Source organism: Pseudooceanicola marinus (assembly GCF_002786295.1).
Classification (GTDB): Bacteria; Pseudomonadota; Alphaproteobacteria; order Rhodobacterales; family Rhodobacteraceae; genus Pseudooceanicola; species Pseudooceanicola marinus.
In genome coordinates this window covers 405,902-419,614 of record NZ_PGTC01000018.1, presented here as the reverse complement: position 1 = coordinate 419,614, position 13,713 = coordinate 405,902, and the positions used below count along the sequence as shown (strand labels likewise).

Annotated in this window: 13 protein-coding genes; 6 read left to right on the top strand and 7 right to left on the bottom strand. The window is 68.3% G+C overall.

The window, feature by feature from the left end:
- Window positions 1-71: 71 nt before the first annotated feature.
- From argE to CVM50_RS16040, 4 genes are all read left to right on the top strand, one after another.
- Complete coding sequence (gene argE, locus CVM50_RS16055) at window positions 72-1,235, top strand: acetylornithine deacetylase (protein ID WP_085888444.1); 1,164 nt, start codon at window positions 72-74, stop codon at window positions 1,233-1,235.
- A 2-nt stretch (window positions 1,236-1,237) separates the two neighbouring features.
- The gene (locus CVM50_RS16050) at window positions 1,238-2,398 is read left to right on the top strand and encodes a M20 aminoacylase family protein (protein WP_085888443.1); all 1,161 of its coding nucleotides are present in this window, start codon (window positions 1,238-1,240) and stop codon (window positions 2,396-2,398) included.
- A 29-nt stretch (window positions 2,399-2,427) separates the two neighbouring features.
- Complete coding sequence (locus tag CVM50_RS16045) at window positions 2,428-3,591, top strand: M20 aminoacylase family protein (RefSeq protein ID WP_085888442.1); 1,164 nt, start codon at window positions 2,428-2,430, stop codon at window positions 3,589-3,591.
- A 161-nt stretch (window positions 3,592-3,752) separates the two neighbouring features.
- Entirely contained in the window at window positions 3,753-4,427 is a 675-nt protein-coding gene (locus CVM50_RS16040) for an SDR family oxidoreductase (RefSeq protein ID WP_085888441.1), read from the top strand.
- A 63-nt stretch (window positions 4,428-4,490) separates the two neighbouring features.
- Here the strand turns inward: CVM50_RS16040 and gloA2 are convergent, their stop codons facing one another.
- The 4 genes from gloA2 to moaA are packed head-to-tail and all read right to left on the bottom strand — an operon-like array spanning window position 4,491 to window position 8,309.
- Complete coding sequence (gloA2, locus tag CVM50_RS16035) at window positions 4,491-4,880, bottom strand: SMU1112c/YaeR family gloxylase I-like metalloprotein (protein ID WP_085888440.1); 390 nt, start codon at window positions 4,878-4,880, stop codon at window positions 4,491-4,493.
- A gap of 21 nt (window positions 4,881-4,901) precedes the next feature.
- Entirely contained in the window at window positions 4,902-5,963 is a 1,062-nt protein-coding gene (locus CVM50_RS16030; RefSeq protein ID WP_085888439.1) for a glycosyltransferase family 4 protein, read from the bottom strand.
- A gap of 28 nt (window positions 5,964-5,991) precedes the next feature.
- Window positions 5,992-7,302 (bottom strand): 3-deoxy-D-manno-octulosonic acid transferase, encoded by a 1,311-nt coding sequence (locus CVM50_RS16025; protein WP_085888438.1) that lies wholly within the window; start codon window positions 7,300-7,302, stop codon window positions 5,992-5,994.
- A complete protein-coding gene (gene moaA / locus CVM50_RS16020) occupies window positions 7,302-8,309 on the bottom strand; it encodes a GTP 3',8-cyclase MoaA (protein WP_085888437.1) in 1,008 nt (335 codons plus the stop codon). The genes CVM50_RS16025 and moaA overlap by 1 nt, the downstream gene beginning before the upstream one ends.
- A gap of 84 nt (window positions 8,310-8,393) precedes the next feature.
- Here moaA and CVM50_RS16015 point away from each other — a divergent pair, with 84 nt between their 5' ends.
- Window positions 8,394-8,834 carry a hypothetical protein gene (locus CVM50_RS16015; RefSeq protein ID WP_100148520.1) on the top strand — a complete coding sequence of 147 codons (441 nt, stop codon included), beginning with the start codon at window positions 8,394-8,396 and terminating at the stop codon, window positions 8,832-8,834.
- A 34-nt stretch (window positions 8,835-8,868) separates the two neighbouring features.
- Here CVM50_RS16015 and CVM50_RS16010 read toward each other — a convergent pair whose 3' ends face one another.
- Genes CVM50_RS16010 through glmU form a run of 3 tightly spaced genes read right to left on the bottom strand, consistent with a single transcriptional unit; the run spans window position 8,869 to window position 12,769 of the window.
- Complete coding sequence (locus CVM50_RS16010; protein WP_085888436.1) at window positions 8,869-9,594, bottom strand: DNA alkylation repair protein; 726 nt, start codon at window positions 9,592-9,594, stop codon at window positions 8,869-8,871.
- Entirely contained in the window at window positions 9,591-11,414 is a 1,824-nt protein-coding gene (glmS, locus tag CVM50_RS16005; RefSeq protein WP_085888435.1) for a glutamine--fructose-6-phosphate transaminase (isomerizing), read from the bottom strand. Before glmS ends, CVM50_RS16010 begins: the two co-directional genes overlap by 4 nt.
- Complete coding sequence (gene glmU / locus CVM50_RS16000) at window positions 11,414-12,769, bottom strand: bifunctional UDP-N-acetylglucosamine diphosphorylase/glucosamine-1-phosphate N-acetyltransferase GlmU (RefSeq protein WP_085888434.1); 1,356 nt, start codon at window positions 12,767-12,769, stop codon at window positions 11,414-11,416. The genes glmS and glmU overlap by 1 nt, the downstream gene beginning before the upstream one ends.
- A gap of 265 nt (window positions 12,770-13,034) precedes the next feature.
- Here glmU and CVM50_RS15995 point away from each other — a divergent pair, with 265 nt between their 5' ends.
- Window positions 13,035-13,697: an HAD-IIIA family hydrolase gene (locus CVM50_RS15995; protein WP_085888433.1), complete on the top strand. Its 663-nt coding sequence runs from the start codon at window positions 13,035-13,037 to the stop codon at window positions 13,695-13,697.
- Window positions 13,698-13,713 lie beyond the last annotated feature (16 nt).

Genomic DNA, 13,713 nt, shown 5'->3' with positions numbered 1-13,713 from the left:
CCGGGATGTCCCGGGCAGCCCCGCAGTTATGACCGCGCGCCGCTGTGGCGCGGGACAGGAAAGACCCGACGATGACGTCCCGACTATCTCCGCGTGAGATCCAGGAGAAACTGATCTCCTTCCCCACGGTCAGCCGCGACACGAACATCCCGCTGATCGACTGGGTGCAGAGCTACCTCGAAGAACACGGCGCCACCTGCATCCGCCACCATCACGAAAGCGAACCCAAGGCGGGCCTCTGGGCCTTCGTCGGCCCGGCGGAAGAGGACGGCGTGGTCTTGTCGGGCCATACGGACGTGGTGCCAGTCGACGGGCAAGAGTGGTCCTCCGATCCGTTCACGGTGACCGAACGGGACGGCAAGCTCTTCGGGCGCGGCACGGCGGACATGAAAACCTTCGACGCCATGGCCGTCTGGGCCCTGGCCGAGGCCAGCTCGAAGGCGCTGACGAAACCTTTGCACCTGGCTTTCACCTATGACGAGGAAATCGGCCTTCTAGGGGCGGAGCCGCTTCTGGATGATTGCCTGCCGCAGGTGCCGAAACCCGCCGTGGCCATTATCGGCGAGCCGACGGAGATGAAGGTGGTCGCCGGGCACAAGGCCGGCGTGGCCTTCGATACGGTCGTCAACGGCTTCGAGGTGCACAGCTCCATCGCCTATCGCGGCGTCTCCGCCGTCATGGAGGCGGCGAAGCTGGTCGACTGGGGCAACCAGGTGAACGCCGCCAATGCCGCCAAGGAGGCCACGGGCACGGACGCCATGTTCGATCCGCCCTGGACCAATGCCCATGTCGGCACGATCGAGGGTGGCACGGCCCATAACATCACCGCCAAGACCTGCCGTTTCGTCATGTCCTTCCGCTGCATTCCCAGCGAAAGCCCCGAGATCTACGCGGAGGCCTATGAGACCGAGGTGCGCCGCGTCGAGGCGTCGATGCAGGCGATCCGGCCCGAAACCTCGATCACCGTGACGCGCATGTTCTCTTCCAAGGGGCTGACGCCCGAAATCGACGGCAAGGCCGACGCCCTGGCGCGCAAGCTGACGGGCGACAATGGCAGCCACGTGGTCAGCTATGGCACCGAGGCGGGCTATTTCCAGGCGCGCGGCATCTCTGCCGTGGTCTGCGGACCGGGCAACATCGAACAGGCGCATCAGCCGGACGAGTTCATCACGCTGGAAGAGTTCGACAGGGGCCATGCCTTCATGCGCCACCTGATCGCAGAGCTGGAGGTCTGATCTTGCCGGTCCGCAATCGCATTGCCGAAATGGCCGAGGAGGTGACCGGCTGGCGCCATCACCTGCACGCGCACCCCGAACTGCGGTTCGAGGAACACGAGACGGCGCAATTCGTGGCCGAGAAGCTGCGCGCCTTCGGTGTGGATGAGGTCGCGACCGGGGTCGGGGGCACCGGCGTGGTCGCCGTGATCCGTGGCAGCCAGCCCGGGCCGACCGTGGGCTTCCGCGCCGACATGGATGCCCTGCCGATCCTGGAGGCAACGGGGCTGCCCCATGCCTCGACCATCCCCGGCAAGATGCACGCCTGCGGCCATGACGGCCACACCTCCATGTTGCTGGGTACGGCGAAGTACCTGGCCGAGACGCGCAACTTCGCCGGAACCGTCGTCTGCATCTTCCAGCCCGCCGAAGAGGGCGGGGGTGGCGCCAAGGCGATGATCGAAGACGGACTGCTGGACCGCTTCGCCGTGGATGAGGTCTACGGGATGCACAACTGGCCCGGGATGAAGGTCGGTGATTTCTCCATGCGCCCGGGGCCGCAGTTCGCCGCCCCCGCGCGCTTCGACGTGGTGCTGACCGGCAAGGGCGGCCATGCGGCCATGCCCAACCTCAACGTCGACACGACCCTGGCCGCCGCCCATGTCGTCACCGCGCTGCAGAGCATCGTCAGCCGCAACGTGGATCCGGTGCAGAATGCGGTCGTTTCGGTCTGCGGCTTCCGGACGGAGACCAATACCTACAACGTCATCCCCGAGGTGGTGGAGCTGAAGGGCACCTTCCGCGTCCACGACGATGAGGTACAAAAGCAGGTTCGCCGCCGGATCGAGGAGGTGACGACCCAGACCGCCGCCGCCTTCGGGGTCGCGGCCGAGATCACCTTCCTGCCCGGCCCGCCGGTGCTTATCAACGACGCGGCCTCTGTGGAACACGCCGCCGAGGCCGGCCGCGCCGTCTCCACCGCCGCGACCGACTTCCCGCCCGTCATGGGCGCCGATGATTTCGCCGAGATGCTGCGCCTGCGGCCCGGCGCCTACGTGGTGGTGGGCAACGGCGACAGCGCCGGGCTTCACCACCCGGAATATGACTTCAACGACGCGGTCATCCCCTATGGGATAAGCTGGTTCGCGGAGATGGCCGAGCGCCGTCTGCCGCTGCCTCGCTGACCGCCCCAACCGACACGAGGACCAAACCCATGCCCGTCAAGAACCGCCTGGCCGAGCTGCAGGACGAAATTACCGCCTGGCGCCGCGATCTGCACGAAAACCCCGAAATCCTGTATGAAACGCACCGCACCTCGGCCATCGTCGCCGAGAAGCTGAAGGAGTTCGGCGTCGACGAGATCGCCACCGGCCTCGGCCGCACCGGCGTTGTGGGCGTCATCAAGGGCAAGGCCAACGGGTCTGGTAAGGTGATCGGCCTGCGCGCCGACATGGATGCCCTGCCGATCCACGAGGAAACCGGGGTGGACTACGCCTCCAAGACCCCCGGCGCCATGCATGCCTGCGGCCACGACGGCCATACCGCCATGCTTCTGGGCGCGGCCAAGTACCTGGCCGAGACGCGCAATTTCGACGGCACCGTCGTGGTGATCTTCCAGCCCGCCGAAGAGGGCGGCGCCGGCGGCAAGGAAATGTGCGATGATGGCCTGATGGAACGCTTCGGCATCCAGGAGGTCTACGGCATGCACAACTGGCCAAAGATCCCGGTGGGCCAGTTCGCCATCCGCTCGGGGCCCTTCTTCGCCGGCACCGACCAGTTCGAGGTGAAGATCATCGGTAACGGCGGCCATGCCGCCAAGCCGCACCAGACCGTCGACCCGATCGTCGCGGCCTCGCACGTGGTGGGGGCGATCCAGTCGATCGTCAGCCGCAACGCCGACCCGGTGCATCAGATGGTGATCTCCGTCACCTCGATCGAAAGCTCGTCGAAGGCGTTCAACGTGATCCCCTCGAACGTGGTGATCCGCGGCACGATCCGCACCATGACGCCCGAGATGCGGGCCCTGGCCGAGGAACGGTTCAAGGCCGTGGTGGGCCAGGCGGCGGCGGCCTTCGGCACGCATGCCGACATCCAGTGGTTCCCGGGCTACCCGCCCATGGTCAACGCCGAGGAACAGACCGAGTTCGCGGCCGAGGTCGCGCGCTCCGTTTCCGGCGATTGCGCCCATGCGGAGATGACCCTGGGGGGGGAGGATTTCGCCTACATGCTGGAAGAGCGCCCCGGCGCCTATATCCTGGTCGGCAACGGCGACAGCGCCGACGTGCATAACCCCGCCTACAACTTTAACGACGACGCCATCCCGGCCGGCTGCTCCTGGTGGGCCGAGATCGTCGAGAAGCGGATGCCGGCGGCCTGAGGGTCGGATCCCGTGGAATGACCGGACGTGATGACAGCGGGCGCCCTCGTCTGGGCGCCCGTTTTACGTCAGGGCAGGGGACGTGTCGGGCGGCCCTGAGGGTTGCCGAGCGCCTGAGGCGCCCCACCTTCTCGATCTGAACAAGATCGGAGGCATCCCTCATGGCACAGAAGACACTTTTCATCACCGGCGCATCCTCGGGCATCGGGGCGGCGACCGCACGGCTGGCGGTCGAAAAGGGCTGGAACGTCGGCCTCTTCGCGCGGTCCGAGGACAAACTGCAGGCGCTGGTCGAAGAGCTGGGCGACAAGGCCCTGGCCCTGCCGGGTGACGCCAGCCAGCTGGAGGAACAGCGGAGGGCCGTCGACAAACTCGCCGGCCATTTCGGCGATGTCACGGCCGCTTTTGCCAACGCAGGGCGCGGCACCTCGGCGGCAGGTACGCTGGAGGGCGACCCGGAGGACTGGCAGTCCATGGTGACGCTGAACGTCATGGGCGTGTTGTGGACGGCCAAGGCCATCGCGCCCTACCTGCAGAAGAACAAGGGCGACCTGGTGCTGACCGGCTCCGCCGCCGGGCGCCGCCACATCAAGGGCTCGGTCTATTCCGCGACCAAGTGGTTCGTGCACGGCTATGCCGGCAACCTGGCCGAGGAATTCCGCGAATGGGGCGCCCGCGTCACCGTCGTGGCCCCGGGCATGGTCGACACGCCCTTCTTCGACGAAGCCAAGCCCGACAAGCTGAAGCCCGAGGATATCGCCGCGTCGGTGCTTTTCGCGCTGGAGGCTGAACGCCGTGCCAGCGTGCGTGAAATCTTCGTCATGCCGACCGACTGAGGTCGCGCACGGGCGCCATCAACTGCTCAACGACAAGACCCGCGCCCCCCGGGGTGCGGGTCTTCAAGTTTCATAAAGCTCCAGCGGCAATCCGTCGGGATCGGCAAAGAAGGTGAAACGGGCGCCGGTGCCCCTATCGACGCGAACCGGTTCGACCGGCACGCCCTTCGCCTCCAGCTCGGCCACCGCCGCATCCAGGTCGGCCACGGCGAAACACAGGTGTCGCAAGCCCTGCGCCTCGGGGCGCGTGGCACGCGGCGGCGCGCCGGGGAAGGTGAACAGCTCGATTTGGCCGCCACCGGGCAGTGCGAGATCCAGTTTCCAGCTGTCGCGTTCGGCGCGGCAGGTTTCCGCGATCACCGACAGGCCCAGCACCTCCGTGTAGAAGGCCTTTGAACGGGCATAGTCGCTGGCGATGATCGCGACGTGGTGGAAAGCGGTCAGCAGGGGCATGGGCGCAGCCTGGCGCCGGTATCAGCCCTCGGCAAGAAGATCGCGGTAGATGGCGACCAGGGCAGCAGCCTCCTGCTCGATCCGGCAGCTTTCCAGGACATGGGTGCGGGCGTTGGCGGCCCATTGGGCGCGCCGCGCGTCATCGTCCAGAAGGGCGGCGGTTTCGGCGGTCAGCGCGTTCAGGTCCTCGATGTCGACGATGGCGCCGGCCTGTCCCGCGGGGATGAAATCCTCGAAGGCGCCGGCACGGGTGGCGACGACGGGCACGCCGCAGGCCATGGCCTCCATCGGCGTCAGGCCGAAGCCCTCCCTGCGTTGCGGTGCGATGTAGAGGTCCAGCGCCTTGAACCAGCGCGAGATGTCCCAATGCGGGTCCTCGGGAAGGAACAGGATGCGGTCCGACAGACCGGCCGCCTCCACCTTGGCCTTCAGCCCTTCGTGGAATTCGCGGAACTGGTCGGTCACGCCGCCCATCATCACCGCCGTCACGTCGGGACGGTCCGGCAGCAGGCGCAGCATCATGTCGATGAAAAGGTCATTGCCCTTCTGGGGCCGGATGCGGCCGAAACAACCGACCAGCTTGTGATCCACCGGCAGGTTCAGTTCGGCCCGCAGGGCGGTCTTGTCGGTGGCGGGCTGGAACAGATCCGCGTCGATGCCGTGGTGGATGACCGTCGCCGGCACCTCCAGGAATGAGGCGGAGCGGGCGGAGGTCGCCACCACGCGGTCCATCTGCCGGATCAGCCACTTGGTGAACCCCTTGTGGTCGCGCTGTGCGGCGGAGGTGAACATCAGCTTCAGCCGCTTGCCCAGCAGACGCTTGAGCGCGATGCCCGCCAGCATCTCGTTGTTGCGCCGGGCATGCCAGACACGCGGGCCGGACGGGCCGCGGCGCGACATGGTGGCCAGCGATCGCAGCGACACCTCGGGCACGCCTTCGGGGATGGCGGGGCCGGCGGAGGCGATGGCGATCTCCCGCGCCTGCAAGGGCACCAGCCGGTAGACGGTCGAGGTGACGCCCGACATGCGTTTCTTGAAATTCGGTGCGATCACGTCGATGCGCGCGATGTCTGGCTCGCTCATCCCGGTTCCCTTCGGTTGCCGGACCCGATTACACCAGCGGCGCAGGGTCGGAAAGGGGCGCGAGGCTGTCCAGCAATTCCTGCGCCACCGCGTCCAGCCCGCCACGCTGGTCGGCCGACAGGGCGCGGGTCGCCTCGCTCAGGGCCGTAAGGGCCGCCTCATCCGTCAGCAGCCGCGCGACCTCGGTTCCGAGGGCCCCGGCATCGGGCACTTCCAGCGCGGCGCCGGCACCGTCGAAAGCGGCGTAGGTCTCGGCGAAGTTGGCGTAGCGGGGGCCGTGCAGGACCGGCGTGCCGAAACAGGCGGGCTCATAGGGCGTATGGCCGCCCGCGTCGCAGAGCGACCCGCCGAGGAAGGCGAGCGGGGCGAGGGAATACCACAGGCCCATCTCGCCGAAGGTATCGGCCAGGTAGACCTCTGCACCGTCGGGGGCCTCCCCCTTGGAACGTTGCGCCAGGCCAAGGCCCCGGTCGTGCACCAGCCGGGCGATCTCCTCGGCGCGATCAGGATGACGCGGGATCAGCAGCAGGCGCAGGCCGGGGATCTGCGCCCGGGCGGCCATGTGGGCGTCCAGTACCTGTTCCTCCTCGCCTGCATGGGTCGCGGCGGCGGCCCAGAGGGGGCCGGGCAGGGTGGCGCGCAGCCGCTCCAGCTCCGTGGCATCGACCGGGGGCGGGGCGATCATCGCCTTCAGGTTCGGCCCCTGTGCCACCCGGGCCGGATCGGCGCCAAGCGCCAACAGCCCGTCCAGCGTCGCGCGGTCCTGGGTGCGCACCAGGTCGAACTGGTCAAGCAGGAAGCGGAAGGTGTCGTCGAAGCGGCCCCAGTTGCGCAGCGATCCCTTGGACATGCGCGCGTTGACCAGCGCCAGCCGTGTCCCGGCGGCCCGCGCCCGCACGATCATCTGCGGCCACAGCTCGCTTTCCACGAAGATGCCCGCGTCGGGCCGCCAGTGGCGCAGGAACCGACGCAGGGCTGCGGCGGTGTCGAGGGGGGCGAACTGGTGCCGGGTGCGCTCCGGCAGGCGATCGGCCAGCACCTTGGCCGCGCCGCCGGTGCCCGAGGTCACAAGGGCCTGCGCCCCGGGGCGGGCGGCCAGCATGCGCTCTACCAGCGCGAGGACCGAAACGCTTTCGCCGACGCTGGCGGCATGGAACCAGAACAGCGGACCCTCGGGCCGGGGCAGGGTGGCGTGGCCCTGACGTTCACGGATGCGGGCGGGGGCGATGCCCTCGGCCGTCAGCTTGGCGCGCACGCGGCGCCAGGCCAGCGGCGCCAGCATCGTCGCCACGCCACAGTAGAAACGATAGAAGGGGGTCATCCCCGACGGCTGGGCCATCACCCGCCCGTGTGGCTCATGTGGCGCGAGACCTGACCATCGGCGCGGCGGCGCGAATAGTCGAAATCATGGCCCTCGGGCTTGAGCGAGATCGCGCGGCGGATCTCCTGCTCCAGCGGGCCGTCGTCGTGGGGGAAATTGCGCAGGGCAGGGCGCAGATCCAGCATGTCTTCCTGGCCCAGGCACATGAACAGTTCGCCGGTGCAGGTCATTCGCACGCGGTTGCAGCTTTCGCAGAAGTTATGGCTGAGCGGCGTGATGAAACCGATCTTCTGGCCCGTCTCTTCCACCCGGACGTAACGGGCGGGACCGCCGGTACTCTCGGCCAGGTCGGTCAGGGTGTACTGCTGTTCCAGCTGGGCGCGCAGGTCGCGCATCGACCAGTATTGCCCCACGCGGTCCTCGTTGCCGAGATCCCCCATGGGCATCACCTCGATCCATGTCAGGTCCATGCCGCGCTCGGAACAGAATTCCGCCATGGTGAACAGCTCATCCTCGTTGAAGCCCTTCAGGGCCACCGCGTTCAGCTTCACCTTCAGGCCGGCCTTCTGGGCGGCGTCGAGGCCGCGCATCACCTGGGGCAGGCGGCCCCAGCGGGTGACGCGGGCGAATTTTTCTTCGTCCAGCGTGTCGATGGAGACATTGATGCGCCGCACACCGCAGGCATAAAGCTCATCCGCGAAGCGTTCCAGCTGACTGCCGTTGGTGGTGATCGTCAGTTCCTGCAACGCGCCGCTGTCCAGGTGACGGGACATGTCGCGGAAGAAATGCATGATGTTGCGCCGCATCAGCGGCTCGCCGCCGGTGATCCGCAGCTTTTCGACGCCCAGATGCACGAAGGTCGAACACATGCGGTCCAGCTCCTCCAGTGTCAGAAGCTCCTTCTTGGGCAGGAATTTCATGTTCTCGGACATGCAGTAGACACAGCGGAAATCGCAGCGGTCGGTGACCGAGACGCGCAGGTAGCGGATGGCCCGCTGGAAGGGATCGACGAGAGGTTCAACCATGTGGGGGAAAGTAGGGGCGCGGGGCGTCGCCGACAAGGACTTTCCCCGATTGCCAGTCCCGGCGGATGGGCTAGGTTCGGGATCATGACCATATTGCGCCCCCTCCTGCTGATTCCGTTTCTGGCCGCCTGCCAGTCCCTTGTCCCCATGCGCGGCGATGATGCCCCGCGAATGGAGGCGCCGGCGACAGACGGCGCCCCGCTCTCCGCGGAGGCGCAGGACGACGCGGACGCGGGCGAGGAGGCGTCAGCGGCGCCTGCCGGCGCGCTGACGGGCTCTCTGGGCACGTCCGTCGCGTCGCTGGGCACCGCCACGGAGCAGGGGATGTGGATCAAGACCGCGCTCGTGTCCGCGCCGCAGCCCGGACGCGTGCGGGCCGCTGACACGGGGCGCGAGGTGGCAGTCACACTGCGGCCGCTGGCCGGTGGTGCCGCCGGGGCCGGCGCGCGGTTGTCGCTGCAGGCGATGCAGGGCCTCGGCCTGCCGCTGACGGCACTGGCCGAGGTGGAGATCTTCGGCGGGTGATCGGGCCTAGGGCCGGTCGCGTCTGCCCGCGCCCTTAGCCCGCGTCTGACAGGTACCTTCCGGCTTCCTTGCACGCGAAGGGTCTCATCGCGTCGCCATGGGCCTCAAGGAAGGCGGTGACCGCCGCCGCATCGTGTTTCGACAGGTCGCGCAGCCACCATGCCACGGCCTTCTGGATGAACCACCGCTGATCGCTGACATAGCCAGCGGCCCAGCCCAGCACCCGTTCGCGCGCGACGCGTTCGGCGGCACTCGGGTGGTTGGCCTTGGTCAGGCCCAGGGTCATCACCAGGGCCGCGCGTTTCGTCCAGAGGTGATCGTGGGTCGTCCAGGCTTCGACCTCATCCAGCCGCGACAGGTCGGCCATGATCCGCCGCTGGCCTGCGGTGCAGACGTGATCTGCGATCGCCCAGGCGTCGAACTGCGGCACCCAGGAACAGATCAGCCACCAGACCGAGGCGTCGTCGGGCCGGATCCGCGCCTGGGTCAGCAGCTTGGCGGCAACCACGCGCGCCTCGTGGATGTTCGTGTCCCACAGGCGCGCCGCCAGGGCGATGCGCGCCTGCAACGTCAGCCCGGCGCGCCAGTCGCGCGCCAGGTCGTTCAGCACCGGGTTGGGCACGCCGAGATAGGGGCGATCCACCTTGTGATAGGCGGCCATGCCGTCGGCCCGTTCGGGATCCGCCTGGGCCTGCAGCGCGGCCAGCGCCGCCTCCAGGGTCGGGCCCTGCGCCACCGTCGTCTCGGCCGTTCCGGTCATTCCACCGTCACCGATTTCGCCAGGTTGCGCGGCTGGTCCACGTCGGTGCCCTTGGCCACAGCGGTGTGGTAGGCGATCAGCTGTGCCGGGATGGCGTAGAGGATGGGGGATAGGACCGGATCGACCTGCGGCATCTCGATGCTGCGCCAGATGCCGTCCTGCGCCGCGGTGATCCCGGCGTGGTCGGAGATCAGCAGGACCTGCCCGCCACGCGCCATCACCTCCTGCATGTTCGACACGGTCTTGTCGAACAGCGCGTCGCGCGGCGCCATGACAACCACCGGCACATGCTTGTCGATCAGCGCGATCGGCCCGTGCTTCAGCTCGCCGCTGGCATAGGCCTCGGCGTGGATATAGCTGATTTCCTTCATCTTCAGCGCGCCTTCCAGCGCCAGCGGGTACATCAGGCCCCGGCCCAGGAACAGCACGTCCTGCGCCTCCGCCAGTTGCAGCGACAGGGCCTCGGCGGTGGCGCCGTCGTCGATGGCGCGCCCGATGACCGAGGGCAGGCCGCGCAGCGCCGACAGCAGGTCCGCCAGACGGTCTGCGTCCAGCGTGCCGCGCTGGCGCCCGGCCTCGATCGCCAGCAGCAGCAGGACGGTCAGCTGGCAGGAAAACGCCTTGGTGGAGGCCACGCCGATCTCGGTGCCCGCCAGGATCGGCAGCGCCAGGTCGCTTTCCCGCGCGATGGAGCTTTCGGCGACGTTCACCACGGAGACCACGGTTTCCGCCTTGTCGCGGCAGTAGCGCAGGGCGGCCAGGGTATCCGCCGTCTCCCCCGACTGGCTGACGAACAGCGCCATCGTGCCGGGCGTGACCGGCGGTTCGCGATAGCGGAACTCGGAGGCCACATCGACCTCCACCGGCATGCGGGCGATCTGCTCGAACCAGTATTTCGCGGTCAGGCAGGCGTAGTAGGCCGTGCCGCAGGCGACCAGCGTCAGCCGTTCCAGCTTGGTGAAGTCGATCCCGTCGCCGGGCAGGGTGATCCTGTCGCCCGCCTCGCCCAGGTAGAACCGCAGGGCCTCGCCCAGAACCTGGGGCTGTTCCGCGATTTCCTTGGCCATGAAGTGGCGGTGCCCGGCCTTGTCGACGCGGGCGTTGTCCAGGGTGACCTGTTTCACCGGGCGGTTGGCGATCTGTCCGGCGGCGTCGTAGATCGTGACGCTCTCGCGGGTGACGACGGCCCAGTCGCCTTCCTCCAGGTAGGTGATCCGGTCTGTCAGGGGCGCCAGCGCCAGCGCGTCGGAGCCCACGTAGTTCTCCCCCGTGCCATGGCCGATGGCCAGCGGTGAGCCCTTGCGGGCGGCGATCATCAGGTCATCCTCGCCGTCGAAGAGGAAGAGCAGGGCAAAGGCCCCTTCGAGACGCGGCAGGGTGCGGGCCACGGCCTCCTGCGGGGACAGGCCCTCGGCCACGTATTGGGCGGTCAGCATGGCGACGGTTTCGGTGTCCGTCTCGGTCTCCGGCACCAGCCCTGCCTCGGCCAGTTCGGCGCGCAGCTCGCGGAAGTTCTCGATGATGCCGTTGTGAACCACGGCCACCTTGCCGACCCGGTGGGGGTGGGCGTTGACGGCGGTCGGGCTGCCATGGGTGGCCCAGCGGGTATGACCGATGCCCGACTTGCCGGCTAGCGGCGCATGCACCAGCTCGTCCGAGAGGTTCACCAGCTTGCCGACGGCGCGGCGGCGGTCCAGGTGGCCGTCCTGCACCGTGGCGATGCCGGCGCTGTCATAGCCGCGATATTCCAGCCGTTTCAGCGCCTCGACGAGGAAGGGCGCGGCTTCGTGGTTTCCCAGATACCCGATGATTCCGCACATTATTCCACCCCCTTGGCCGCGCGGGCCTTCTTGAGTTTCAACATTTCGAACAATTTGCGCGCCATGCCCGGTTTCGTCACCTGGCGGGCGCGGCCGATGGCAAGGGCGCCCGGTTCCACGTCCTGGGTGATGACGGACCCGGAGCCGGTCATCGCCTCGTCGCCCACGGAGACGGGGGCGACGAGCATGGTGTTCGACCCGATGAAGGCCCGCGCCCCGATGCGGGTGCGGTGCTTCATCACGCCGTCGTAGTTGCAGGTGATGGTGCCGGCGCCGATGTTCGTCTCCTCGCCGATGTCCGCATCTCCGATATATGTCAGGTGGTTGACCTTGGCGCCACGATCCAGCCGGGCCTCCTTCACCTCGACGAAGTTGCCGATCTTCACGTCCTCGGCCAGTTCCGCGCCGGGGCGCAGGCGGGCGTAGGGGCCGACGACACCGCCACGGCTGACGTGGCAGCCTTCGAGGTGGGAGAAGGCGCGGATGCGGGCGCCGTTCTCGACCGTGACGCCGGGCCCGAAGACCACGTTGGGTTCAATCACCGTGTCGCCGCCGATGAAGGTGTCATAGGCGAAGAAGACGGTCTCGGGCGCCTGCAACGTCACCCCGATCTCCAGCGCCTCGGCGCGGGCGCGGGACTGGAAAAGCGCTTCGGCGACAGAGAGTTCCGCGCGGGAATTCACGCCCAGCGTTTCCTCCTCGGCGCAGGTGACGGCCCCCGAGGACAGGCCTGCGGCATTGGCCAGGCCCACGATGTCGGGCAGATAGTATTCCCCGGCGGCATTGTCGTTGCCGACCTGCTCCAGAAGTTCGAAAAGCACCTTGCGGTTGGCGCAGACAACACCGGAATTGCAAAGGGTTATGCGGCGCTCTTCATCCGTCGCGTCCTTGAATTCGACGATCCGGTCCAGCCGTTCGCCCTGCATCACCAGCCGCCCATAGCGCGCCGGGTCCGCGGCCTCGAAGCCCAGGACGATCACGTCATGCTTGGCGCGGGCGGCCTGCATGGCCTCCAGCGTTTCGGGCCGGATGAAGGGGGTGTCGCCGTAAAGGACGATCACATCGCCGTCGAAATCGGCCAGCGCCTCACTGGCCTGGGCGACCGCATGGGCCGTGCCCTTCTGCTCCTGCTGCAGGACGACCTGGGCGGGCGGGAAAGCCTCTTCGGCCGCTTTTGCCACCGCTTCGGCGCCGTGACCCGCGACGACGATCACCCGCGAGGGTTCCAGCGCCAGGCCGCTGCCGATGGCATGCATCAGCATCGGTGCGCCCGCGATTTCGTGCAGGACCTTGGGCAGGTCCGAGTTCATTCGTGTGCCCTTGCCCGCGGCCAGGATCACCAGTGCCGTGCTCATCTTGCCCCCTCGCCAGGCTTTGCCCGGTCGGTTTGTCGTGCCGGATGCGCCCGCCTCTTGCACGGGCGGCGCGGATCCCCTGCGGCCCACGGGCCCCTTGCACGGGGTCTGGGCCATTGTTCTTTCGTCGCGCCCGTTTTATCCGGTGGGCAGGGGCGTGCAAGGTCAGCCGCGCCGCCCCGCGATCAACTTGGGTTTCGCCCCGCAACAATCGCGGCGAAACGGCGCCTGCCTGTGGCGGGCCGGATATCCGGGAAGGACAGACATGCGCGCGGTGGTTTTCGATCTCGACGGGACGCTGGCGGATACCAGTGGCGATCTGCTGGCGGCGGCCAATGCCTGTTTCCGCTCTCTCGGGGCGGGCGACGTTCTGACGCCGGGGGATGCGGGTACCGCGCTGCGCGGCGGGCGTGCCATGCTGCGCCTCGGGATGGCCCGGCTGGGCCGCGACGGCGACGAGGCGGAGATCCACCGCCTCTATCCCGTCCTGCTGGAGGCCTATGCCGGTGACATCGCGCGCCACACCGTCCTCTACCCCGGCGCGATGGAGGCGGTCGCGGCCCTGCGCGCCGACGGGCATGCGGTGGCCATCTGCACCAACAAGCCGGAAGGGCTGGCGCGGCGCCTGCTGACCGAGCTTGGCGTGCTGGGCGATTTCGCCGCCCTGGTGGGCGCCGACACTCTGCCGGTGAAGAAGCCCGACCCGGAGCCCCTGCGCGAGGCCGCGCGCCGGGCCGGCGCCGATCCCGCGCGCTGCTGCCTGGTGGGCGACAGCGACACCGACCGCAACACGGCCCGCGCCGCCGGAGTGCCCTCGATCCTCGTGGGCTTCGGCCCCTCGGGGGAGGACATGGCGGCCCTGGCGCCCGAGGCGCTGATCGGCCATTTCGACGAACTGCCCGGCGTCGTGGCCGGGCTGTCCCTCTAGGCACGAAAGGAACGCC

Excerpts from the sequence above, each read along its gene's own strand:
- glmS (WP_085888435.1), bottom strand. The coding sequence starts at position 11,414 with ATGTGCGGAATCATCGGGTATCTGGGAAACCACGAAGCCGCGCCCTTC.
- moaA (WP_085888437.1), bottom strand. The coding sequence starts at position 8,309 with ATGGTTGAACCTCTCGTCGATCCCTTCCAGCGGGCCATCCGCTACCTG.
- CVM50_RS16010 (WP_085888436.1), bottom strand. The coding sequence starts at position 9,594 with ATGACCGGAACGGCCGAGACGACGGTGGCGCAGGGCCCGACCCTGGAG.
- CVM50_RS16025 (WP_085888438.1), bottom strand. The coding sequence starts at position 7,302 with ATGGCCCAGCCGTCGGGGATGACCCCCTTCTATCGTTTCTACTGTGGC.
- CVM50_RS16040 (WP_085888441.1), top strand. The coding sequence starts at position 3,753 with ATGGCACAGAAGACACTTTTCATCACCGGCGCATCCTCGGGCATCGGG.
- CVM50_RS16045 (WP_085888442.1), top strand. The coding sequence starts at position 2,428 with ATGCCCGTCAAGAACCGCCTGGCCGAGCTGCAGGACGAAATTACCGCC.
- CVM50_RS16015 (WP_100148520.1), top strand. The coding sequence starts at position 8,394 with ATGACCATATTGCGCCCCCTCCTGCTGATTCCGTTTCTGGCCGCCTGC.
- argE (WP_085888444.1), top strand. The coding sequence starts at position 72 with ATGACGTCCCGACTATCTCCGCGTGAGATCCAGGAGAAACTGATCTCC.
- CVM50_RS15995 (WP_085888433.1), top strand. The coding sequence starts at position 13,035 with ATGCGCGCGGTGGTTTTCGATCTCGACGGGACGCTGGCGGATACCAGT.
- gloA2 (WP_085888440.1), bottom strand. The coding sequence starts at position 4,880 with ATGCCCCTGCTGACCGCTTTCCACCACGTCGCGATCATCGCCAGCGAC.
- CVM50_RS16030 (WP_085888439.1), bottom strand. The coding sequence starts at position 5,963 with ATGAGCGAGCCAGACATCGCGCGCATCGACGTGATCGCACCGAATTTC.
- glmU (WP_085888434.1), bottom strand. The coding sequence starts at position 12,769 with ATGAGCACGGCACTGGTGATCCTGGCCGCGGGCAAGGGCACACGAATG.